Annotated in this window: 21 protein-coding genes; 17 read left to right on the top strand and 4 right to left on the bottom strand. The window is 64.7% G+C overall.

What is annotated here, in order from left to right; all coding sequences use genetic code 11:
* Positions 1-25 precede the first annotated feature (25 nt).
* The 6 genes from AC1DEK_RS04980 (at position 26) to AC1DEK_RS04955 (ending at position 9,491) form a co-directional block, all read left to right on the top strand.
* A complete protein-coding gene (locus AC1DEK_RS04980; RefSeq protein WP_478124113.1) occupies positions 26-709 on the top strand; it encodes a response regulator in 684 nt (227 codons plus the stop codon).
* The gene (locus AC1DEK_RS04975) at positions 706-2,481 is read left to right on the top strand and encodes a sensor histidine kinase (RefSeq protein WP_478124112.1); all 1,776 of its coding nucleotides are present in this window, start codon (positions 706-708) and stop codon (positions 2,479-2,481) included. Before AC1DEK_RS04980 ends, AC1DEK_RS04975 begins: the two co-directional genes overlap by 4 nt.
* A 44-nt stretch (positions 2,482-2,525) precedes the next feature.
* Positions 2,526-8,063: an alkaline phosphatase D family protein gene (locus AC1DEK_RS04970; protein ID WP_478124111.1), complete on the top strand. Its 5,538-nt coding sequence runs from the start codon at positions 2,526-2,528 to the stop codon at positions 8,061-8,063.
* Entirely contained in the window at positions 8,029-8,550 is a 522-nt protein-coding gene (locus AC1DEK_RS04965; protein ID WP_478124110.1) for an SLOG cluster 4 domain-containing protein, read from the top strand. Before AC1DEK_RS04970 ends, AC1DEK_RS04965 begins: the two co-directional genes overlap by 35 nt.
* A gap of 125 nt (positions 8,551-8,675) precedes the next feature.
* Positions 8,676-9,080: a DUF3224 domain-containing protein gene (locus AC1DEK_RS04960; RefSeq protein ID WP_478124109.1), complete on the top strand. Its 405-nt coding sequence runs from the start codon at positions 8,676-8,678 to the stop codon at positions 9,078-9,080.
* Positions 9,081-9,149: 69 nt separating this feature from the next.
* Positions 9,150-9,491: a hypothetical protein gene (locus AC1DEK_RS04955; protein ID WP_478124108.1), complete on the top strand. Its 342-nt coding sequence runs from the start codon at positions 9,150-9,152 to the stop codon at positions 9,489-9,491.
* Between the two features lie 9 nt (positions 9,492-9,500).
* Here AC1DEK_RS04955 and AC1DEK_RS04950 read toward each other — a convergent pair whose 3' ends face one another.
* A complete protein-coding gene (locus tag AC1DEK_RS04950; protein ID WP_478124107.1) occupies positions 9,501-10,952 on the bottom strand; it encodes a SulP family inorganic anion transporter in 1,452 nt (483 codons plus the stop codon).
* A 127-nt stretch (positions 10,953-11,079) separates the two neighbouring features.
* On the opposite strand from AC1DEK_RS04950, the gene AC1DEK_RS04945 reads away from it, so the two are divergent.
* A complete protein-coding gene (locus AC1DEK_RS04945; RefSeq protein WP_478124106.1) occupies positions 11,080-11,361 on the top strand; it encodes a hypothetical protein in 282 nt (93 codons plus the stop codon).
* Between the two features lie 14 nt (positions 11,362-11,375).
* Here the strand turns inward: AC1DEK_RS04945 and AC1DEK_RS04940 are convergent, their stop codons facing one another.
* Positions 11,376-11,774: a VOC family protein gene (locus AC1DEK_RS04940; RefSeq protein ID WP_478124105.1), complete on the bottom strand. Its 399-nt coding sequence runs from the start codon at positions 11,772-11,774 to the stop codon at positions 11,376-11,378.
* 116 nt (positions 11,775-11,890) lie between these two features.
* On the opposite strand from AC1DEK_RS04940, the gene AC1DEK_RS04935 reads away from it, so the two are divergent.
* From AC1DEK_RS04935 to AC1DEK_RS04915, 5 genes are all read left to right on the top strand, one after another.
* Positions 11,891-12,127 (top strand): hypothetical protein, encoded by a 237-nt coding sequence (locus AC1DEK_RS04935; RefSeq protein WP_478124104.1) that lies wholly within the window; start codon positions 11,891-11,893, stop codon positions 12,125-12,127.
* Between the two features lie 182 nt (positions 12,128-12,309).
* Complete coding sequence (locus AC1DEK_RS04930; RefSeq protein ID WP_478124103.1) at positions 12,310-12,939, top strand: hypothetical protein; 630 nt, start codon at positions 12,310-12,312, stop codon at positions 12,937-12,939.
* A 111-nt stretch (positions 12,940-13,050) separates the two neighbouring features.
* Positions 13,051-13,254, top strand: coding sequence for a hypothetical protein (locus AC1DEK_RS04925; RefSeq protein ID WP_478124102.1), 204 nt, complete (start codon positions 13,051-13,053; stop codon positions 13,252-13,254).
* Positions 13,197-13,931, top strand: a complete 735-nt coding sequence (locus tag AC1DEK_RS04920; RefSeq protein ID WP_478124101.1) for a murein hydrolase activator EnvC family protein — start codon at positions 13,197-13,199, stop codon at positions 13,929-13,931. The genes AC1DEK_RS04925 and AC1DEK_RS04920 overlap by 58 nt, the downstream gene beginning before the upstream one ends.
* Positions 13,932-14,305: 374 nt before the next feature.
* Positions 14,306-14,533: a hypothetical protein gene (locus AC1DEK_RS04915; protein WP_478124100.1), complete on the top strand. Its 228-nt coding sequence runs from the start codon at positions 14,306-14,308 to the stop codon at positions 14,531-14,533.
* Positions 14,534-14,543: 10 nt separating this feature from the next.
* Here the strand turns inward: AC1DEK_RS04915 and AC1DEK_RS04910 are convergent, their stop codons facing one another.
* A complete protein-coding gene (locus tag AC1DEK_RS04910; RefSeq protein ID WP_478124099.1) occupies positions 14,544-15,515 on the bottom strand; it encodes a LysR family transcriptional regulator in 972 nt (323 codons plus the stop codon).
* Between the two features lie 90 nt (positions 15,516-15,605).
* Between AC1DEK_RS04910 and AC1DEK_RS04905 the strand changes: the two genes are divergently transcribed.
* The 5 genes from AC1DEK_RS04905 to AC1DEK_RS04885 all read left to right on the top strand — a co-directional run bounded on the left by AC1DEK_RS04905 (position 15,606) and on the right by AC1DEK_RS04885 (position 21,480).
* Positions 15,606-16,814 carry a CoA transferase gene (locus tag AC1DEK_RS04905; protein WP_478124098.1) on the top strand — a complete coding sequence of 403 codons (1,209 nt, stop codon included), beginning with the start codon at positions 15,606-15,608 and terminating at the stop codon, positions 16,812-16,814.
* Between the two features lie 25 nt (positions 16,815-16,839).
* Complete coding sequence (locus AC1DEK_RS04900) at positions 16,840-18,132, top strand: DUF1254 domain-containing protein (protein ID WP_478124097.1); 1,293 nt, start codon at positions 16,840-16,842, stop codon at positions 18,130-18,132.
* 46 nt (positions 18,133-18,178) lie between these two features.
* Positions 18,179-19,156 (top strand): Bug family tripartite tricarboxylate transporter substrate binding protein, encoded by a 978-nt coding sequence (locus tag AC1DEK_RS04895; protein ID WP_478124096.1) that lies wholly within the window; start codon positions 18,179-18,181, stop codon positions 19,154-19,156.
* A gap of 8 nt (positions 19,157-19,164) precedes the next feature.
* Positions 19,165-20,916, top strand: coding sequence for a carboxylesterase/lipase family protein (locus AC1DEK_RS04890; protein ID WP_478124095.1), 1,752 nt, complete (start codon positions 19,165-19,167; stop codon positions 20,914-20,916).
* A gap of 114 nt (positions 20,917-21,030) precedes the next feature.
* A complete protein-coding gene (locus AC1DEK_RS04885; RefSeq protein WP_478124094.1) occupies positions 21,031-21,480 on the top strand; it encodes a DUF2092 domain-containing protein in 450 nt (149 codons plus the stop codon).
* Here AC1DEK_RS04885 and AC1DEK_RS04880 read toward each other — a convergent pair.
* A complete protein-coding gene (locus AC1DEK_RS04880; protein WP_478124093.1) occupies positions 21,477-23,039 on the bottom strand; it encodes an arylsulfatase in 1,563 nt (520 codons plus the stop codon). The genes AC1DEK_RS04885 and AC1DEK_RS04880 overlap by 4 nt on opposite strands.
* Positions 23,040-23,070 lie beyond the last annotated feature (31 nt).

Here is a 23,070-nt window from a genome sequence, read left to right as displayed (position 1 = left end):
AGCGTCGCAAGACAACGAGGTGCCCATGCGAGTCCTGCTTGTCGATGACCACGAGATCGTTTGGAACGGCACGCGCCGCCTGCTCGAGCAGCTCGCCGCGGAGATCGAGCCCGGCCAGCCCTTTGCCTTCGAGGCCAGCCGCGATGTCGAGAGCGCATGCCAGCACACCGCAGCCGACTTCGACCTGGTGCTGCTCGACTATCACCTGCCCACTCTCTCGGGCCCGGACGCGCTGCGTGCGGTCAAGGCGCATTTCGAGGCCACACCCGTGTGCATGCAGTCGGCCGAGAGCTCGCCGCAGCGCGTGCGCGAGGTGATCGACGCCGGCGCGGCCGGCTTCATTCCCAAGTCATACCGGCTCGCCGACATGGAGGCCGCGCTGCGGGTCGTGCTGCGCCATCGCATCTATCTGCCTGCCGAGTTCGTGCTCAGCGATGACGTGACCCGTGCGCGCGAGCCCGACGAGCTGCCGCGCGAGGACCTGGCGCGCTTTCTGCGCAACGAGCTCTCGCCGCGCCAGCGCCAGGTGCTGGCCCTGGCCATTCGCGGCACGCCGGTGAAGCTGATCGCGCGCCAGCTGGCCATCGCCGAAGGCACGGTGAAAGTGCACCTGTCCATGGTCTATCGGGCGCTCGGGGCGCGCAATCGCACCGATGCGCTGTGCCGCGTCTTCGACGCCCAGGCCGCGGCCACGCTGGACCTTCAATGATGAAGAACCCGAATGCCAACGCCGAGGCCGCCGCCCTGATGGATGGCGCATCGATCGAACTCGACGAGCGCCGGCTCCAGGTCGTGGCCGATCAGGCAGTGGGCCTGCGCTGGCAGATCCTGCTGACAGCGACCATCGTGGCGGCCATCGTCTGGCAGTCGGTGCCGACCGCGGTCGTGCTGGCTTGGTTCGCCGCCGTCATCGGCAGCCGCGAGCTGCGAGCGTCGGCACTCGCGCACATGGCAAGCGACCGGCAACAGCCCATTGCCGCGCGACTGCACGCGACCGTGCTGTGGAATGTGCTGATCGGCGCATGCAACGGTTCGGCCGCCTTGTTCATGAGCTGGCTCGATCCATCGCTCGACGCGGTGCTCACGATGATCCTGGTGTCCTGGGGCGCCGGCGCGGTCTCCACCAGCGCCACCATCAGGCCCGCCTTCCTCGCCTATGCCAGCCTCCTCTTTGTGCCAACGGCGCTGATGTGGGCGTTGTCGGGAACCCGGCTCGGCCTGGGCATCGCGGCGCTGGTGCTGATGTTCTTTGGCGTGCAGTCCCGCTTTGCCAGGCGCAACCTGGAGACCTTCGAGGAGTCATTCCGCATCCGCCTCGAGAACGAGGCACTGGCCACCAGTCTGGAGTTCGAGCGGGCGCAACTGGCGGTCGCTCGGGATGCCGCGGTGAAGGCGAACCAGGACAAGAGCCGCTTCCTCGCCGCCGCGAGCCACGACCTGCGCCAGCCACTTCAAGCTATGGCACTGAACGTCGGCGCGCTGCGGCACCTGTCGATGAGCGGGGAGGCCCGGCAAGTCTCGGAAGTGGTCGACACCAGTCTTGAGCAGCTTTGCTCCATGCTCGATGCCCTGCTGGACGTCTCCAAGCTGGACGCCGGCGTGGTCGTGGCGCAGCCGCGCCGCGTGCAGCTCGATCGCCTGGTGGCCGCGGTGATGGGCGGCTTCGGCGCCGCGGCGGCCGGGCGCCAGCTGCAGCTCGACTGGCACTGCCCGCCCGAGCTGGCCGTGCATTCCGATCCGGACCTGCTGCGCCGGATCCTCGCCAACCTCGTCGACAACGCCATCAAGTTCACGCCGGCCGGTGGACGGGTCGAGCTGCAGGTGCTGCCGCATGAAGGCGATGTGGAGCTCACGGTGCGCGACACGGGCCCCGGCATCGCGCCCGAGCATCACCAGCTGATCTTCGAAGACCTGGTGCGGCTCGGCGCGGACGGCCCCGCAACCGTGAGCGGCCATGGCCTCGGCTTGGGGATCGTGCGCCGCATGGCGGACCTGATGAAGCTGCCCATCACCGTGGAGTCTTCACCCGGTGCCGGCGCCACCTTCTCGTTGCGGTTGCCGCTCGCCGATACGGCGCAGGTGGCGGCCCTGGTCTCGGAGCCCGCCTGGAGCCTGGCCGGCCGGCGCGTGCTGGTGCTGGACGACGATTCGATGGTGCGCGGCGCCTATGTCAATGCGTTGGCCGCCATGGGCTGCCGCGCGCTCGCCGCGGCCACGCTCGACGACGCGCTGGCTCAGCTCTCGGGCGCCAGCTGCGATGCCGCGGTGGTCGACTTTCGCCTAGGCGGCGGCGTCGAAGGCCTTGAGGCCGTCGAGCGCCTGCGCGGGCTCGAACCCTCGCTACCCGTCGTGATGGTGAGCGCCGACAAGGACGACGCCGTGGTCGGCGCCGCGCGCCGGCACGCGTTGGCCTTGCTGCGCAAGCCGGTGGACGCGCCCACGCTGGGCCGCACCATCAGTGCGGCCATCGCCGCCCGGTAGAGCAAGAAGAAAAACCGGCGGGCTTCCCCGCCATGGAGGTTGCGATGAACGAGCAAGCGAACGACCGCTGGTTGTCCACCGGCGCCGAGGTGCTGGTCGACGAGATCGCGCAAGATCCCGACGGTTGGCATTGCGAGGTGCTGATCGTCGGCAGCGGCTACGGGGGCGCGGTGGCCGCGGCGCGTCTGGCGGGCGCAAAGCCGGCGGCTGGCGGACCCGCGGTCAAGGTCTACGTGCTCGAGCGCGGCAACGAATACCTTCCGGGCGAGTTCCCCGCCACCTTCGGCGAAATCCCCGGGCACGTGCGCTTCAGCAAGCAGGACGGCAAGCCAGCGCGCGGCCGGCCCACGGGCCTCTTCGACCTGCGCCTGGGCAAGGTCGCCGTGGTGCTGGGCAACGGGCTGGGCGGCGGCTCGCTCATCAATGCCGCGGTCATGGAGAGGGCGACCGCGGATGCCTTCACCGACAAGCGCTGGCCCGAGGCGCTGCGTGTGCCCGACGCGCTCAAATCCGACTACGGCCATGCGAGCGCCATGCTGATGCCCGAGCAGATCCCGGGCAGTGTCGCCAAGCTCGATTCATTGATGGAGGCGGGGCGCGCCATGCACGCCAACACCGCGCGCAAGGCTTGGCTCGCCGTGGCTTTCAAGGACGGCACCAGCCCCGCGGGCGTCGACACGCGTGCTTGCATCAAGTGCGGCGACTGCGTGAGCGGCTGCAACTTTCGCGCGAAGAAATCGCTGGAGGCGAACTACCTGGCCATGGCGCAGGCCAATGGCGCCAGGCTGTTTTGCGGTGCCACGGTGCACCGCCTGCGCACCGTTGATGACGGCATTGATGACGGCTATGAAGTCGACTTCTTCCTGACCGACCCCGACAAGGCGCGTGCCGACCGCAAGCGCTGCTACACAGTGCGCGCGCGCCGGGTCATCCTGGCGGCCGGCTCGCTCGGCTCCACCGAGATCCTGCTGCGCTCGCAAGGCGACGAGCTACCCGTTGGCGGCAGCAAGAGCTTGGGCCGCCGCTTTTCCACCAACGGCGACCTGATCGCGGTGGCCCATCGCCAGAAGCCCCTGGCGCACGCCTGCGCGAAGGAAGGCGACGCGCCGGATCGGCGCAACGTCGGTCCGACCATCACGGGGCTGCTGCGCAAGAAGGGCCGAGTCGGCCGGCCGGTGGTGATCGAGGAATTCGGCATTCCAGCCGCGCTGCGCCGCGCGTTCGCCGAAGTCGTGACTTGCAGCGAATCCCTGCACGGGCTGTTGGAGGACGACTCGCGCCTCCACAGCGAGAACGATGTCATGGACGATCCGCTGGCGGTCAGCGACGCCGCACTCGAGTACACCGCGGTGTACGGAATGATGGGCGACGACGGCGCCGACGGCCTGATCGAGTTGAAGCCCGGCGACGCCGACACGCCCCTGAGCGATGGGCAGGTGGGTATCTCGTGGCTCGGCGTCGGCGACCTGCCCGTCTTCGCGCAGCAGATGGACGCCCTGCACCATGCGCACGGCGGGCTCTTCGGGCTCGGCGGCCTGGGCGGCCGGGTGCTGCCCAATCCGCTGTGGCAGCCGCTGCCCGACGTCGGTCCGCTGGGTGCCAAGATCGGTGCTGCTACCGTGCATCCGCTGGGTGGCTGCCCGATGGCCGACGCCGTCGACGCTGGCGTGGTCGACTCGTATGGACGCGTCTTCGCCAAGGCGGGTCTGCTGCCCGGCCTGGCGGTGCTGGACGGCTCGATCATTCCGGTGGCTTTGGGCATCAACCCGGCGCTGACCATCGCGGCGCTCGCCGAGCGCTCCATTCCCATGCTGTCGAAGGACTGGGGCCTGGTCCTGCGCGGCAGTTCCAGGCTGCAAAGCGTGCCGCGCCCGGTGCGGCGCGACCGAAGGCATGCGGCCGCACCCTTGCCCACCCAGCTGATCATCCGCGAGTGCCTGCGAGGGGACATTCACGTCAATGGCAAGCCCTTTGCGCTGGAAGCCGTGGCCGAGTTCGCGCCCTTCGCGGCGTCGGACCTGCGCCGCCTGCCGCGCACGGTGGCTCAGCGCGCAGTGACGCTGCGCTTCACCGCCGCGGACGGCACGCCCTCGACCGCCGCCTGCACCGGCCAGGTCCAGCTGCTGGTGCGCGAATCCTCCAACCGCGAGGATCGCATGCTGCGCGTACTTGGCCTGGTACGGCGCAAGCTGGCGGATCTGCTGGGCCACAGCCCGGGCGCCGAGTACATCCTGGGCGTGTTGTGTACGCACTTTGGCGAAGCGCGCCTGCTGCGCTACGCATGGACCGTGACCAAGGCCGACAAGGACGCGCCGGTGCGCAAGGGCCGGACGATGCACTTCACCAAGCGGTTGGCCCTGACGGAGGACGCCAACCCGTGGCGGCAGTTGAGCGAAGGCCGACTCGACATGGGCGCGAAAGACGGCGGTGTGCTGCGCCTTGACCTGGACTTCTTCGTGGAGCAATTCATCCCGCTGCTGAAGATCACGGCGCAGCAGGATGCGCCCAATGCGCTGGGCGATCTGGCCGAACTGGGCCTGTGGTTGCTGCGCGTGATCTTGCACATTCATCTGGTCAGCTTCCTGCCGCCGGACGACAACCACAAGACCGCGCGCGAAAACGGCCGAATGCCGGGAAAGGTGGATGGCGTCGACCCTGTCGTGTATGACGTGCCGCACTTCGATCTCACGAAGTACGCGACCACGGACGCGCTGCCCTTGCGGAAGCTGTCGCATTACCGCCCCCGGAAAGACACCCCGGGCGCGCGGCCCGTGCTGCTGATCCACGGCTACGGCGCCAGCGGCTCCACTTTCGCGCACGTCATGCTGCCGAACAATCTGGTCAGCACCCTGATGAAGGCCGGGCGCGACGTCTGGGTGCTGGACCTGCGCACCAGCATCGGCCTCAACCTGGACCATCGCCGGTACTGGTCCTTCGACGAGGTCTCGCGCGAAGACATCCCCGACGCGATTGCGCATGTGAAGGGCCTCTCCGGCGCGGCGCAGCTCGACGTGGTGGCCCATTGCATCGGCTCGGCGATGTTCTGTGTGGAACTGCTGCGCAATGAAGAGAAGCTGTACAAATCCATTGGCGCCGTGGTGCTCTCGCAGGTCGGCCCGTTGCTGCGCGCCAGCCCGATGAACCGCTTTCGCGCTTACCTGGCCAGCTACCTGGAGCAGTACCTCGGCACCGAGCAGTTCGACGTGACGCCGGCAGAGCGGACACCCGCGGTGCTGCTGGCCGACGCAGTGCTGGCCACCTTCCCCTATCCCGACCATGATGGCGAGAGCGGGCGCCTTCACAAGGTCCCCGGCTTCGCGGCCGTGCGCCATCGCGCAGACGGCATCTTCGGCCAGACCATGCGTCTGGCGAACATCAGCGACAAACTGCTGCCCTATCTTGGCGACATCTACGGTTGGGTCATGGCAAAGGGACTCGCCCAAGTCAGCCACTATGCGCGCGAGCAGTTGCTGACCGATGCGCAGGGCATGAACCGGGTGGTGACGCAGAAGCACATTGCCGAGCGCTTTGCCTTTCCCGTGATGCTCCTGCACGGCCGCCAGAACGCGGTCTTCGATTGGCGCGGCGCCTGGGACAGTTTCATCCTTCTGCGCGCCGTCTTCGGCAACAAGAAAAAGGACTGGTTCGAAAAGCCGCCTCGCGAGGGCGGTGACATCGTGCGCGAGGACGATCATCACCATCGGCTGGTGGTGTTGGACGCCTATGGGCACCAGGACTGCCTGATTGGCGAGCATGCGGACAAGGAGGTGTTTCAACACGTGGTTCGCTTCCTCGACGAATGCAGCCGCCTGGACCCCGAGCCTCCCGACCCGGAGGAACCGGCATTGCGTGTCGAACTGCCCTGGAAGGGGCCTGTGCTGGGGCGCGTTGGTCCAGCCGATGACGGCAAGCTGCTGCACTGCCGGCTCGCAGTGCTGCCGCCGCCGGCGCGTGCCACGAGCTTGGGGGTGGTCTACGTCCCTTTGAAACGCGATGGCGCGCAGCTGTGCTTCTGCTTTGACGAAATGGTGATCGACCCAACGTCCAATCACGAGCTGCGCCATCGTGCATTGGAAGTGATGCTGGTCGCCAGCGAGCTGCCCAAGTACGCAGGCTTCGCGGTCGTCACGGTGCACAACGATCTGCCGCTGCTGCGCGTGTTCGACATCTCTGATTGGGAGGAGGTGAACGCGCTGTTTCATTCGCCCAGGCGATCTGTCGTCGGCGAGACGCGAAGGAAGGTGATGCAGCTGTTGACGCCGCAGTGCTGCGAGCGGCTGCCGGACGCCCTCGACGCGGCAGTCGTGCGCCTCGATCCGGCCTGGATCGAGGCGGCGATGGACACCTCCGGTGCCCGGAGCCCCCTCAGTTTTGCGCTCGCCAGTTGCCAATACCCGCCCGGGCTGTTCGACGAAATCCCGGCTCAGCGCTCCTGCGCGCGGCTGGTCCAGCAGGTGGACAGCGCGTCGGCCGGTGAACGACCGCAATTGCTGCTGCTCGTGGGTGATCAGGTGTACGTGGACGAGACCGCCGGCCTGTTCGATCCGGCGGGCAAGGATTCTGTCGAGCACGCCTACTTCCAGGGGTTCGGGCTTGCCTCCTGGCGTGCCGCGACGCGCCGGCTGCCGACCTATCCCATGCTCGACGACCACGAAGTGGGAGACAACTGGGAGCCAGGTTCCCTGAATGGCGGGCTGGAGAGGGCGGCCCTGCGCGCCTATCGCGCCAACCAGCACAAGTGGGTGGAGGACCGGGCGAAGGACCCGGCGCTCGACGAACTGAACTACGACATCAAGGTCGCCGGCCGTCTCTTCAAGGTGCTGGATACGCGCAGCCAGCGCCAGCGCCGCGTGCTGCGTCCCACGACCGGCGCGCACCTGTTGGGTGACGCGCTCATCCAGGATGGACTCGATCTGGCGAAGATCGTGAAAGACCTTCCTTCCGATTCACCCGCTTTCATCGTGTCATCGGTCGCGCTGCTGCCGCTCCCACGCGCCGCGGTCTTCGGCAGGGGGCCCGAGCGCATCGGCCTGGACGACTGGAGCGGCTATCCGAAGTCGCAGTTCGACCTGCTGGAACTGCTGCGCGACAGCCCGGTGCGACAGGTCATCCTGCTGGCCGGCGACCGCCACATGTCCAGCGTGTCCAGCCTGTGGATGACGGGGCGGCACGGACCGGTGGAAGTGATCTCCATCGTCTCGTCGGGCCTGTATTCGCCCTGGCCCTTTGCCAATTCGCGGCCGGAAGAGTTCTGGCTGGACGGGCCGGTCGACATGAAATTCGGAGGTCGCGAGATCAAGGGCCAGGCCGTCACGGCGGCTGTCGGTACCGGCAGCGGCTATGCGCTGGTGCGCGTCGAGCCTGACAAGACCGGCAGTGGATGGACGCTGCACGTGAAGCTCGACCTGGACGATGGCAGCGTTGTGTGCCGGCGGGCGCTGGGTGGGACCGGTCCGCAGGCGGTGTGGAACATCGATGGTTTCGAGGGCGGCCCGCGGATCAAGACCTTCGATATAGGCGCGCTTGCCGGCCGGCTACAGTCAGATCATGACGACACCATCCATTCGCCGGCCTCAAGTTAGTGTTCTTGGCAGTGCCGAACCCGGCTCCTCGGCTTTTGAGAGGGCCGGCGAAGCGGGGGCGCTCCTCGCTTCGCTCGGCATGACTTTGGTCAGCGGCTGCGGTAGTCCCGCAACCAGAGTTGCTGCCGAGCGTGCGATGGGCGCAGGCGGTCTGGTGTTGAGCATCGTGCCGCCTGACCAGATGCCGCCGCTGGATTGGCCAGCAACGGTGGTTGTGCCCTGCGGCATGGGTGACGCGCGCAACTTGCTCATGGCCTTGTCTGGTGATGCCTGCATCGTCATCGGGGGCAGGGCCGGCACTATTTCCGAAGTTTGTCTTGCGTGGCTGCACGGCCGGCCATTGCTGCCTCTCGTCGGACATGGGGGATGGTCTGATGGCCTGCCGTCAAATCCACCGGACGAGCGAAAGAACTCGGAAATCCTGCCTTGGACCACGACAGCCGAACTCGAGACGCAGCTGCGCAAACTCGGATTGGTGCGAGCATGAATGAGTAAAGGTCGTCATCGCGACGCGGACCGGCTTCGCTGGCGTAGCATGAATACCGACTGAAGGTTGCGTTCGCCACCATTTGACTCTCGCCGTGGCTACTCCGCGTGCACATGAAAGCCTCAATGACCGAAACAGCAAAAGGTACATTCGCCGTCACTCTCCTACCGATGCCCTTCGAAGGGGACGACGTAGAGCCGAAGCTACTGGGTCGTTTGACCATCAACAAGCAGATATCAGGTGACCTCGTAGCAACGACACGCGGCCAAATGCTGAGTGCCGGGACGAGCATCAAAGGTTCAGCCGCCTACGTTGCCATTGAGCGGGTCACTGGCGTTCTGGCGGGAAAGAACGGCTCATTCGTTCTGCAACACACTGGCACCATGAATCGCGGCCTGGCCTCGTTATCTGTCACCGTCGTGCCGGACTCAGGAACGGAAGATCTGACTGGTATCGAGGGTGAGTTCAAGATCAGTGTCGCGGATGGCACTCACATTTATGAGTTTTCCTATTGCCTCCCGGGCAACTGAAAGCTGATCACACTCTCGAATAGAAGATGACGGGAAATGCAGAATGCGAGCCAACTCAAGGAGTCAACGATGTCGAGAGCCTTGTGCAGAACCATTGCGGCCGCGATGAGCGTCATTGCAATGAGCGGCGCTGCGGCGCAGGCCAGCGAGCAAGCCCCGGTGTTCACGCGAGCGCGACTCTCATCATCGTACGAAGACTCCGGCGGCAAGCTCTACGTTCGGTTGAGGCTGTTGCCCAGGTCCAAGATTCCCTTCGCGACGCAGACCTTCAGGCTGCCCGACCGCTCCCTGCTCGCTGATATCCCCGAAGGATCATGGGTCAAGTTCACCTCGAGGCACATCGATGGCGAGAACACCGTGACATCGATTCACGCCACCGCCGAGTGCAAGCGCTTTCAGCCATGCGACTGAAGATGCCGGCTACTCGATACCGAGGTCCAGCTTCGACACCAACATTCGGCCTTGTTCATTCAAGCCGACAACCTCCACCGGGCTTCCATGTTTACGCAGCCGTTGACACACCTTGTCCAAGGCGTTCACGGCGGTGATGTCCCAGAAGTGGGCTTCGCTGACGTCGATGCAGACGGGTTTGCCCTCGACGTCCCGCACGTCGAACGCATCGACCAGCATGTCCGCTGATGCAAAGAAGACCTGTCCGGAGACCCGATAGGTCAAGCTTTCGGTTCCTGTCTTCACGACAACAAGCAGACGCGAGACCTTGAAGGTGAAGAACAAGCCGCTCAACAGCACGCCGACAGTCACCCCGGCGGCCAGGTTGGCAGTGGCAACGGTCACCGCCACAGTTGCGCCCATCACGACACTCGAAAGCTTCGGGTGCTTCAAGAGCGCACGCGCAGAACCCCAATCCAGCGTAGAGACAGACACCATCACCATGATGGCGACCAATGCGGCGACGGGTACTTGAGACACCCAGGGTTTCAGAAGCACCATGAGGATCAGCAGGAAGGCGCCCGCGAACAGCGTCGACAAACGTCCGCGTCCGCCATAGCGAACGTTGCTCACCGTCTGCCCAATCATTCCGCAGCCAGCTATTCCTCCGAACAAGCTCGCGGCAACGTTGGCGATACCGAGGCCGGTGGACTCGCGGTTCTTGGAGCTCGGAGTGTCCGTGAGCTCGTCCACAACGCTGGCCGTCATCATGGATTCGAGCAGTCCCACCATCGCGATGGCCACAGCCGGCAAGGCGATGAGTTTCAAAGTCTCCAAAGACAGCGGTACCTGAGGCAAGCCGAACGTCGGCAAGCCGTCGGGCAGATGGCCCAGGTCGGCCACCGTCTTCAATGGCAGATGCATCCAGTGCGCAACGAGGGTGAGCACGACGATGCAGACCAGCGGCGACGGCACGATGGTCGTCAGCCTTGGCAATCCGTAAATGATCAGCAGGCCGACAGCGACCATCACCCATGTGGCGCCGTTGGCGCCGATGAGGTGCGGCATCTGCGCCGAGAAAATCAGAATCGCCAACGCGTTGACGAAGCCGGTGCGAACGGAGCCCGACACATATCGCATCAGTGCGCCGAGGCGCAGCCACCCGAACAGGATTTGAACAGCGCCCGCGAGGATGCCGGCGGCAAGAAGGTACTGCACGCCATGCGCATGTACGAGTGGAGCAGCAACCAAGGCAACGGAGCCTGCTGCGGCAGAAACCATTGCCGGCCTTCCCCCGGCAAAGGCGATCACGATGCTGATGACGAAAGAGGCGAACAGTCCGACAGCAGGATCGACACCTGCGACGAAGGAGAAAGCAATGACCTCTGGAATGAGGGCGAACGTGGCGACCGCGCCGGCCATGAGCTCGCGTGGAATGCTGGGCGCCCATTCAGCGCGAAACGGGTGTGGGTGTTTGGACATGAAATATCGATGCTCTGCATCGAGCGGTTCGTACAGGGGCGTGGAGATGCCAAGCCTGAAGCCATGCTCCAGGTCCGGACGCAGGGTGGCTGTCGGCTACTCTAATCCCGTGCGATCATCCACCTTCATGCGTAGTCGCGACATCTTCGCAATGCTCGTGCTTCTTCACGTGAGCGGCTTTCTGTTTCCGCCGGGGCCGTTTGCCTCTTTCATCGGGAACTCGGTCTATTTGCCTCTCACGCTCCTGAAGGTGATAGGGCTGCCTGTCTACGCCTCCGCGCAAGCGTGGGGCTGGGCAAGTCCTTCACCCTTTGGATGGCTGGCGGTCATCATCGTTTGGGGGCTGATCTGGTGGCAGGTCGCCAGCCTCGCCGCCTGGGCGTTGCGCGCCAGGACCTCACAAAGCTAGACGAACCGTACAGCCTAGGAACGCACCCGATGAATGGCACAAAGCTTGTTGCCGTCCGGGTCGCGTACGTAGGCGAGGTAGTACTTGCCCAACGCATCGTCGCGCAGTCCTGGTGGATTTTCGATAGATACGCCGCCATGCGCCACGGCCGCGTCGTGAACCGCTTTCACCAGTTCGGGGCTCGCGCACTTGAATGCGATGGTTCCTCCGTTTGCGCACGTGGCAGGTTGATCGTCGATGGGCTCGCTGATCGCCAGCGTGTTTCCGTCATGGCGATAGAACAGACGAACATGACCTGTCGCCGAAACGTTGCGAACAGGCGCGCCCTCCGCGCCAATCACACGAAGAACCGCATCGTAGAACCGTTTGGAGCGTTCGATGTCGTTGCTGCCAATCATGACGTGATTGAACATTCATTTTTCCTTTCTGGTTTGCCAAGAATGCGAGTCAAGCAAGCGCGCGAAGCTCGCGCGCACTCACTCGTGTAGATTCTCGATCTTGCAGCCCGCTTTTTTTCGATCATCGATTCATGTCCGCCATACCCTCCAGTGAAGAACTCGCCAGCCTCGACGAAGAAGCGCTGGCAGCCTATGCAACGGAGTGGCGCGCCCGCGCCTCGCGTGGAGAGAAGTCGGCCTACGGCGTCGCACATGCGCTGGAGGTCGAATTGCGCCGCCGCGTCAGGACCAGCCTGATGCACCAGCTTGCCGAAGAACCGCCGGCGCCGCCTCGTCCGTGGTGGAGACGCTGGGTCTTCGGAAGCTGATTCCCCTTCCGCGGCAACGTGCGTCTTCCCTGTGGAACGCGGCTTCGCAGGTAACATGCGTTCCGCGAGACGTTCGCACCTATACGTTTCGCGCTTGAACGACTTTCGATGACCGACTCCGACTCCGACCCCGACCCTCTCTTCACGGCCTGTCGCCGCTTTCGTTGCCCGAGGACTCGGTCTTGATATTTACGGGCGACGATCTCTTCGCGATCAAGGTATTCGCAGCTGCTTCGCCGGTGGCCGGGCTTGCAGCTTTCGCACACGTCAAAGCTCGGCGCCGGCGTGCCCGCGCCATGGTCGCGGAAAGCGCGAGGCACACTGCACGAACGGCAATCATCGAAATCCGGCCTTCCCCGACGACGGATTCCGGTTCGGTCAGCATCGAACTCACGCCGCACTTGCTGGCATGTCTTGCCGCTGCCGATAGCGCGCATCTTCCTCGCTATTCGACACCCGACGCGGTCATGATGGCGCCGGCGGTCACGGCCGTCTGGAGGACCCGTCGACTGCTGGAAACGGTCGAATTCGAGGCGCCGAGCAAGCTCGTCGTGTCACGGGAATTCGTGAAGGTGCGGTCGTCGTCGAAGTCGGTCGAAAGCATCCAGGTGCCTTTGCGCGAGCTGCTGGAGGCTCACCGCAGGACCGAGAGAAGCCTGCCGCTGTACTGCGGAGCCGATGAAGAGATCCGGTCGGTGCCTCGGCAGGTGCTTCGGGTCGGCCCTGCGCGGGCGGGCAAGGATTTTTACTGGGTGCGCGCCGCCAATCTCGCCGAGCGGGACGCGCATGCGAGACCGCGGCACGATTCGTGAAATTTGCACTCATTCGATCGCCCTCCGATGTGCAGACCGGTCCAAACAGCGGATTGGCAATGCAGCGGGGGAGCATGCAGACTGACTCCGAACTGGAACAAGGAGTCGAAGTTGGAATTGCATTGGATTTACATGGTCATCCCCATCGTCGTCGCAGGCGTGGGCTCATTGGTGGTGCTGCCGATGTTTCGCAGCGCGAAGAGTCTCAACGATCGCATGACGCACCAAGTCACGCGCTCATTGGCGCTGTTGAAGGAATGCTCGAGCATGATGGGCGCCGAGACGCGCTTCAGCCCTCCGCCCGCGGGTCGTTGATCGGCCGGCTCGGCCGGCTCGGCCTTGGCGCGATGCTTTGCGCCCTTGTCGTTGCATGCGGTACATCGCCCAAGGAAACATCGAGGACGCGCACAGCGTCGCCGCCGTCGACCTCGTCGACCACGCGCGCTGACGGCGCTTCTTCTTCGTCCAAAGCGTCGTCGGCCCCATCGACCGCGGCCAAACGCAAGGCGCAGCGCCAGGCGAAGCGCAAGGCGCCCACACGTTCTGCGGCCGCGGGCAAGGGCGCTTCGACCAAGTCTGCCAAGGTCACAGCCTCGCCGGGCCCGGGCGCCGCGGCGGGAACCTTTCTGTGGCCGGCGGCGGGGCAGGTCAGCGGGCGATTCAATGGCGGCTCCAACAAGGGCATCGACATTCGCGGAAATCCTGGCGACCCGGTCGTAGCGGCGGCCAAGGGGCGGGTGGTGTATGTGGGCTCGACGCTCAGGGGTTACGGCAATCTCGTCATGGTCAAGCACGACAAGGACTTGATGACCGCCTACGCGCACAACCGCAAGATCCTGGTTCGGGAGAACCAGCAAGTGCAGGCCGGCCAGCAGATCGCCGAGATGGGAAACACGGATTCGAGCGTGACCCGGCTGCACTTCGAGGTTCGGCGCGGGGGCCATGCCGTCGATCCGATGCCCTATCTGAAGGCCGGTCCCTCGGCGCCCTGAAAACGCATCGCAGGGTGCGAGGGAGGTCCACAAAGGCGGGATCACCCAAATCAACGCAGCGTGCAGTTTTGCGCAATTCGCGCATCGCGAGCGGTTGTAGGTCATTTGGATTCAGTCGACCCAGTCACACAATCGCGCCATCTTTTTTCAGCTGGTCCGCCATGGAAGCATCCCTATCTTTCGGCACGTTCACTCGAATCCTTCACGGCCTTTGGGCTGTGCTGACGAAGCCTGTGCCGATGCGTCCAGCTCCGCGAGCCGCGGCGCGAAGGGTGGTTCCGATGCCGTCGCGAATCGAAACCCGGCGAAGTGAATTGCCTGCGGCGCCGGCGGCGCGGATTGCACCTGCGGCATCTGTTGCCGCGGCGGCTCCAATGGTCCAGCAGCCTTCGGCCGATCCGGTGAAGGCTGCAGTTCGCGAATCGGTCGCACCCGCATCCGCCAAGCCGATGCGCACCCTGGAAGAGGTGCGAGCCGACCTGGCCCGTCTGCGCGAGAAGTCGAGGGAGCGTCAGGCCCAGGCGCCGGTGCGTGCGGACATCGGCTTTGCGCCGACCGATTTCATGGACTTCGGCAATCTGAAGCTCCGCAGCGCCCACTGAATCGCTGGCACTACTTCCCGGTCAGTCGCCTCTTCGGCACCGTGTTCCCGCTGACGCGGCGTATTGCATCCGCGAACTCTGTGACGATCGCAGGCCTTTCCGTTCCGTCTCGTCGAAAGAACAGGCCGAACGAGGGAAGGATCATCCGGGGCAGCACCTCGAGCCTCTGCACACCACCTCGGGCCATTTCGTCCAGCGCATGCTCCAGTCGCACCGCGCACACCAGCGAAGGATCCTTGCGAAGCACGGTGCCGATCGTCACCGATGACATCGCCTCGATGACCGGCACGGGCGGCGTCACGCCACTGTTGAGGAAGGCGGTCATGAATGCCTGCCTGACCAGCGTTTCCTTGGGCGGCACCACCCACGGCGCGGCTTGCAGGTCGGACCATCGCAAGCGGCGGCCGGTCACGCTCTCGTTCGCACTGGACGCAAGCACACACAGCTGATCTTCCAGCAGCACGACAGGTTCCAGCAAGCCGATCACGTCACTGGAGATGAGCTCAGGAGTGATGGCTCCAAAAACACAGTCGAGTTCGCCGTCCAGCAGGCGATGGATGAGCTCATGGACGCGACCCTCCCGCAACTGAACAGCCGCGCCGGGCATTCGCCGCCGCAGCTCGACGATGGCCGCTGGAATGGTCGCGGTGACCGACGGAGCGCCCACGCGCAGCACCGCAGTGATACCGCTCTGCATGGCATCGACGTCCTCGGTGGCGCGGGCCAGCTCATTCAGCACTGCTCGGGCCCGGAAGACGGCGCTTGATCCCACGGCGTTCGCGTGGATCCCTTGATGACTGCGCTCGAAGAGTTTGGCCCCGAAGCAGCTCTCGATTTCGCCGAGCATCTTGCTGATCGCCGGCTGACTCAAATGCAGGCGTGCCGCCGCGCCGCGCATGGTGGACGCTTCGGAAAGTGCGACAAGCAGTTCGAGGTGTCTGAGGCGCAGCGTGCGGATCAAGCGGTCGGTTTTCGTGTGCATTCCAGGTTCCGTGGGGTATAGCGATCCGTGATCACTCCTTCACGATTATCGAATTTTCAAGAATCGCGAAACTCGATAACGTCGCTGTCAATGAACTCAGAACCAAGAAAGACATCCGGGCCCGCGGCGCCGTTGAAGAACGTGCGCGTGATCGACATGGGGCAGTACATCGCCGGACCGGGCGCAGCCATGGTGCTGGCCGAACTCGGCGCACAGGTGATCAAGATCGAACCGCTGGCGGGCGACCAGGCCCGACACATCGGCCGCTATGGCGAATCGATGATCCGCGCCTACAGTCGCGGCAAGCAGTCGATTGCGCTCAATCTCAAGAGCGAGGCGGGCCGGGAGATCGCCTGGCGCCTCATCGCCAACTGCGACGTGGTGATCCAGAACTTGCGCCCGGGTGCCGTCGAGGCGCTGGGTCTGGGACCATCGGCCGTGCGTGAGCGGTTTCCCAAGGTCATCTATCTCTCGATCTCGGGTTTCGGCGATTTGGGTCCGTCCAGCGAACGCCCCGGCTACGACATCGCTGCACAAGCGGAGAGTGGCTTGATGTCGGTCACGGGTGAGCCGGACCGCCTCCCTCAGAAGGTGGGCGTACCGATCATCGATGCTGCCGCGGCGCACCTGGGTGCGCAAGCGGTGCTCGCCGCGCTGTACGGCCGCGCGCAGACCGGCGTGGGCGAGACGCTGCGCACGTCGCTGCTCGAGGTGGCCATGCATCTGCAGGCCACCACGTGGTGCGACTACCTGGGCGGCGCGCCCGAGCCGACGCGCATCGGCGACGGCCAGCCGAACAACGCCCCCGCGGCGGAGGTGGTGCCGACGCGCGACGGGCATATCGTGCTGTCCGCCTACGCGGACGAGCATTGGGCGCGGTTTTGCCGCGTGGTGGGGCGCGAGTCGCTCGCGACCGATCCTCGATTTCGCACGAATGCGCTCCGGGTGCAGCATCGCAGCGAGCTTCGCATCGTGCTGCGTGAATGCCTCTCGTCATTGACCAGCGAAGAATGCGTGGCGCTGTTGAGCCGGAACCAGATCGTCGTCGGCTTCGTGCGCAGTTACCGGCAGGTGCTGCAGAGTGCCGACGTTCAGGCGAGCGGACTGTTGGTCGACGCCATCGGCACGGACGGTCAGAGATACCCGTCACTGGCGCTGCCCTATCGGCTCGGTGACGCGCCGCGCGCCAAACCGCCGGCGGCTCCGGCGTGCGGGGCCGACACGGACTTGCTCCTGGGTGAGCTCGGACTCGCTGCGAACGAGATCGACGAACTTCGCCGCGCCGGTGCGGTGGCCTGATTGGCCTGATATCAACGAGAAAACCATGGATTCGAAGACGACCTTCACCACCCGCACCCCCATGGTCACCGACGCCTGCGAAGACGCGGTGATCCAGACGCTGCCGCTGTTCGAGATGATGCGCATGCGCGCCGCAACAACCGCGCGCCGCCACCCGGTTCTCGGCTTTGCTGCGCCGGACCCTGCATCGACCATGCGATGGGTCAATCAGTTCACTCACACCCACCGTCGGCTCGGTCCGAACGACAAGGAAGTGGTCAGCCCGAACAATGACACGGTCTACAGCAACGCCTGGCTGGACCTCTCTGAAGGACCGGTCATCATCGAGACGCCCGACATGGGCGAGCGCTACTGGACCTTGGGGCTGCTGGATGCGTGGACGAACCCGTTTGCCTATGTGGGACGCCGGACCACGGGCAACAGGGCCCAACGCACGTTGGTGCACGGACCCGGCTGGCACGGGACTGTTCCGCCCGGTATCACGCTGACGATTGCCGCACCCGGCGACGACGTATGGCTGATCGGGCGCCATCTGGTGGAGGACGATGGCGAAGACGCCGATCGCGTCCGCGAGTCGCAGCGCTCGATGCGGCTCGTCCGCCCCGATGGCGCCGATGCGGCCATGCGCGTGGACACATGGATGGACGGCCGCGATGCGGGCACACCGGCTGCCGACCTGTACCTGTCCATCGTGAGCGCAGCATTGCTGCGCAATCCGCCGCTGCCTGGGGAAGCCCTGGCATGGCCTCCTGAATCGATCGGGTTCGCGGCGACGCTCGCCATGGTCTACGAGCGTCTGCGCACGAGCAACCAGCCGCACGATCTGGGCGGAGGCTGGGCTATCCCGGTGATGGTCAAGACCCATTGGGGCGACGACTATCTGACGCGCGCCCGTATCGCCCGCAACTTCATCGGCGCGCTCGGCGTAGAGGAAGCGATGTACCCCACGGCGGAAGTGGACGCGCGAGGCGCACCGCTGCATGGATCGCGGTGCTACGAGTTGCGCTTCGCGCCGGGCAGGGGCCTGAAAGTGGGTGCCTTCTGGTCGCTCACGATGTACCGCCGCAGCGACTGCCTCTTCGTTGCGAATGCCATCAACCGGTATTCGATCGGCGATCGCACGCCGGGCCTGCGCCATGACGCCGACGGGGGTCTTGCGATACGGCTCCAGGCGGAGGATCCGGGGCCGGGCGTCAACTGGCTTCCCGCGCCGAAAGGCGACTTGTTCTACGTCGTGCTGCGGCTCTATCAACCGCATGCCGACCACCTGGAGTTGCGGTTCGACTATCCGCCGATCCAGCCTATCGAGCCGATCTGATTGCCGAGACAAAACGCAAAGACAAAATCAACGGAGACAAGCAAACATGACAACGAACCGCAGACACTTTCTGACATTGGCCGCAGTCGGCCTTGCAGCGCCCTGGTGCCTTCCGAGCCAGGCGCAAGCATGGCCCGCACGGCCGATCCGCATGATCTCCCCCTATGGCGCGGGCGGCTCCAACGACATCCTGACGCGCGTGCTCGGCGAATTCCTCGGCCACAAACTCGGGCAGGGCGTGGTGGTCGAGAACAAGGCCGGTGCCGGCACGCGCATCGCCAACGAATTCGTGGCCAAGGCGCCTCCGGATGGCTACACGCTCCTGCATGCGGCAGCACCGATTGCGATCGGCGAGGCGCTCTACAAGGATCTGCCCTACGACGTGCACAAGAGCTTCGCGTCCATCTCCAGCACGGCCATCGCTCCCTTGTTCCTGGTGGTCAATGCCAACGCGCCCTACAAGACGCTTGCGGAGTTCATCAAGCATGCAAAGGCGAATCCCAACGGAGCGACGTTCGGATCGCCTGGCGCCGGCTCCGCGCCTCATTTGACGGCCGAACTCCTGCTGCGTGCCGCCGGCGCGAAAGGCATCGTCGTGCAATACCGCGGCGATGCGGCCGCCTACACCGAGCTCCTTGCCGGGCGGATCGACGCCACCTTGACAGCCATCACCACGGCCGTACCTCACATTCAGGCCGGCAAGCTGCGAGTCCTGGGAGTCGCTACGGAAGAGCGCACGCCGCTTTACCCGGATGCGCCGACCTTCCGCGAGCAGGGACTGCCTTCCGTTGTCGGCTATGGCTGGTACGGCATGCTCGCGCCCGCAGGAACACCGGCGAACATCGTCGCGCGATTGAACACCGAGATTAGTGCCGCGGTGGCCGACGCGGATGTCCGTCGCAAGGCCGAGGCCGCCGGACTGCAGCTGCGTGCAAGCACGAGCGCCGAGTTCAGTGCGTTCATCGCTAGCGAGACGCGCAAGTGGGCGCAGATCATCAAGGCTGCCAACATCACGGCCGAATGATGAGCGCGATGCCACGAGGCAAGTGCGGGCTCGCACGCGCGGGAGTGGTTTTCCTCATGGTGCTGATGGCCGGATGCGCGATGGTCGCCGGACCGAAGCCAGCCATGCAGCGCAACACCACATCGGGCCCCGTGATCGGCAGTGACGATGCGACGGGCAGCGGAACCTGGAACTGGAAGGGCGTTCCGTATGCACGAGCCCCTGTAGGCGATCTGCGCTGGCGCCCGCCGCGCGAGCCCGAGCAGTGGACCTCCGCGCGGTCCGCCACCGCGTTCGCGTCCGCCTGCGTTCAGACCGGGCGCCTCTATGGTCCCGGCCTGCACAACCGCTACGACGACACGATCGGCACTGCGCTCGGCAAAACTGTCGGATCGGAAGACTGTCTGTACCTCAATATCTGGACGCCTGCCTCGCCGGCCGCCAAGCCCAGGCCTGTGGTCGTGTTCGTTCATGGAGGCAGCAACATCACCGGCTACACGGCGGACCCGGTCTACGACGGCGCCGCGCTCGCGCGCAACGAAGATGTTGTCGTGGTCACAGTCAACTACCGGCTCGGCGTCTTCGGTTTCCTGAATCAGGCTCAACTGAAGACCGGAGAACGCGAGGAAGACTCGGGCAACTTCGCGCTGCTCGACATCGTCAAGGCGCTGGATTTCGTGAACGCGAACATCGCGGAATTCGGCGGCGATCCTCGCCGCGTGACGCTGATGGGCCAATCGGCAGGCGCCGTGAACGTCTACGCGTTGTTGACATCGCCGATGCTGCTGGCGCGCGACAAGCCGCCGTTCCAGAGGGCGGTCGTCCTCAGTGGCGGTATCTCGACAGCGGCATCCCTGCCGAAGGGTGCCATTCCCGGCGTGTTGCCGGCCGCGCTGTGGGCGAAGCGCGGCGATGCGCTGCTTGATGAAATGCTCATGTCGCAAGGCCGTGCAACCGACGAATCGGATGCACGTCAGCTGGTTTCGAAGACCGGTGCGACGGCCATGGCGGACTGGATGCGCTCCAGTTCGGCGGATTCGATCCTGGAGGTGGTCCGCACGCGCCTTGCCCAGCGCGGCATGGCTGCTTCCAATCCGATTCCGGACGGTTGGGTCGTCGCCAAGGACCCGATCGCTGAAATCCGCGCGGGCCGCTACGTTCATGTGCCGGTACTCGCAGGCCTCGCCCGCGACGAAACGAAGCTCTTTCCCCAGTTGTTCGCGTTGCGTCCGGATCTCGGCGGAACAAGCGGCCGCCTCCTCGACGATGCGGCAGTCTTTGCGCTTGCGGCGCACTACGATCCGGAAGCTGCACCGCAGACCTCAATCCAGCAATGGGTGCCGCCAGCTTATCTGCCCGTGGCGACGCCCGCCACCGGCTTCGATTCGCGTGCCGCCGAACTCAATCGGATCTGGTTCAAGGCGATTCGGGACGATGCGTTGAACGCGTTGCGCACGCAACAAGCTTCGGTCTGGGCCTACGAGTTTGACTGGGATGAACTGCCAGCGCCATTCGACAAGATATTCGGCGCTGCGCACACATTCGACCTGCCGTTCGTGTTCGGAAATTTTGGGCCGTCGCTGTACTCGCGTATCTCGTTCACGCACGCGAATGAGCCCGGGCGGCTGGCGCTTTCAGGCGTGATGCAGGGCGCGTTGGGAGCTTTCGCCCGCAGTGGCGATCCGAGTCATGCAGCAGCGATCGGGGCGGAGTGGCCAGCCTGGCCGAGCACGCTTCACTTCGACGCGGATGCAAATCGAGCGCACGTCGTCATTCAATGATCGAGGACTTCCCGCGACGGTGACAGGGTTGCTGTCGCCTCGGCGGTCCGATGCTGTGATCGAGCAAGCCGGATCGCATATCCATCTCGCGGCCGCCACTGCACCAAAGGTTAAATGGCAATCCCGCTGGAAGACTCGTATTCTGGAAATGTTGAGACGGAGGTCAATCCCGGGGCGATCCAGGCGCTCAAGGACATGGGCGCCCGCCTCCAGACTCTCGAGCGCTTTCACATCTCTACTGATCTGACCGGTGAAGTGGTACTGGCGGATGGGCAGAAGTTGCAGCACACGGCAACGGCGGAAATGGATGTGCAGCGACCCGCAAAGCTGCGTGCCCGCATGTTCAGCGCACGCGCCGAGCGGATCGAATCGCGGCGACGAAGCGCGTCCCGCGGCAGATGGGACTACGATCACTACCATCCGGTAGCAACAGCCGCGGCAGTGACTGCTGGCGTTGCCGTCACCGCCGCAGTCGTCGGTTCAATGGTGAACACCATCCCGGCCAGTTGTGTGCCTGTGAACTATGGCGGGCTGATATACCAGCGGCGCTCGCGCCGATGCTAGTTGCTGCTCCCGTGCGGCGAGTCCAGCTTGGCCATCGCCTTCTCGATCGCTTTCTGCATGCTCAGCGTGTCCGCGCCCTGCGACGGTGGGAACTCCGCGATGCTCTTCAGATGCGCGGCGAGGAACGGCGAAGCTGCGGTCGGTGCCCACAGCTTCGACGCGAAGAATCGACGTCCGACGTAGCCCCATTCATGCGACTCGGGATCCATCTTCTCCATGGGATCCATCAACAGGTTGAACACGTAGGGAACACTCGGATAGGTCTTGTCGTTGAACCAGCTGCCGTCCTTCTTGACGCCGATGTGCATCTTCCAGGCATCGATCCGAACCGCCATCAGGTCGGTCTCGTCATAGTAGTAATACTCGCGGCGCGCCGACTTGGCCGACTTGCCTGACCAGTGGTCGAGATTGTTGTAGCCGTCGAGGTGCACCTTGTAGGTGATGCCGTTGGCTGCCTTGTAGCCTTTCAAGAGTTCGTCCTTGACCTTTGGCATGCCAGCGGCCGCGGCCAGCGTGACGAAAAGGTCTTCATGCGCCTGGATGCCGTTGGAGATGCTGCCTGCCGGAATCTTGCCGGGCCAGCGGGCGAGACACGGCACACGAACGCCTCCTTCCCACGTCGTGCCCTTTTCGCCGCGGAAGGGCGCATAGCCGCCGTCGGGCCACATCATCAGCTCGTTGCCGTTGTCGGTCGTGTAGATCACGATGGTGTTGTCGGCAACGCCGAGGTCTTCAAGCTTCTTGAGCAGCACGCCAATCTGCTCGTCGTGCTCGATCATCTTCGCGCGAACGACATCCTGCTCCGCGCGGCCCTCGTCGACGGCCTTCTGGATGTACTTCTTGGGCGCATGAGACCAGATGTGGATCGCCGTCGTGTTGAACCAGCAGAAGAAGGGCTTGTCACTCTTGGTGGTCCGGTCGAGCCAGTCCAGCGTCTTGCCGAGAACTTCGCCGTCGAAGGTTTCCATCCGCTTGCGCGTCAGCTTGCCGGTGTCTTCGATCTTCTGCTTTCCCACCCGGCCGAACTTGGGATCTTCGGTCGGATCGTCTTTGTCGGTCGCCCATGCATGAAGCACGCCGCGCGGCCCGAACTTCTTCAGGTAATCGGGGTTCTTCTGACCGGGGTAATCGAGCTCCTCGGGTTCTTCCTCTGCGTTGAGGTGATAAAGGTTGCCGAACCATTCGTCGAAGCCATGCACCGTCGGCAGGAACTCGTTGCGATCGCCCAGGTGATTTTTTCCGAACTGGCCAGTGGCGTAGCCGCCCGCCTTGAGGACCTCCGCCAGCGTCGGGTCGGACTTCTGAATTCCGCGCGCAGAGCCCGGGATGCCGATCGTGGTCATGCCGGTGCGCACCGGTAGCTGTCCCATGATGAAAGCCGCCCGGCCCGCCGTGCAACTGGGCTGTCCGTAGTGGTCGGTGAAGACGATGCCCTCGCGACCGATGCGATCGATATTGGGCGTGTGGCCCATCATGCCGTGCGTATAGACGCCGACGTTCCACATGCCGATGTCGTCGCCGAAGATGACCAGGATGTTCGGCTTGCTGTCCTTTGCCATGACTGACTCCTTCTGTTGAATGCGAACGTTT

Source organism: Variovorax sp. 10N420, from assembly GCF_056394705.1.
Note: the sequence above shows the minus strand (reverse complement) of the source record. Positions and strands in the feature narration are given on the sequence as shown.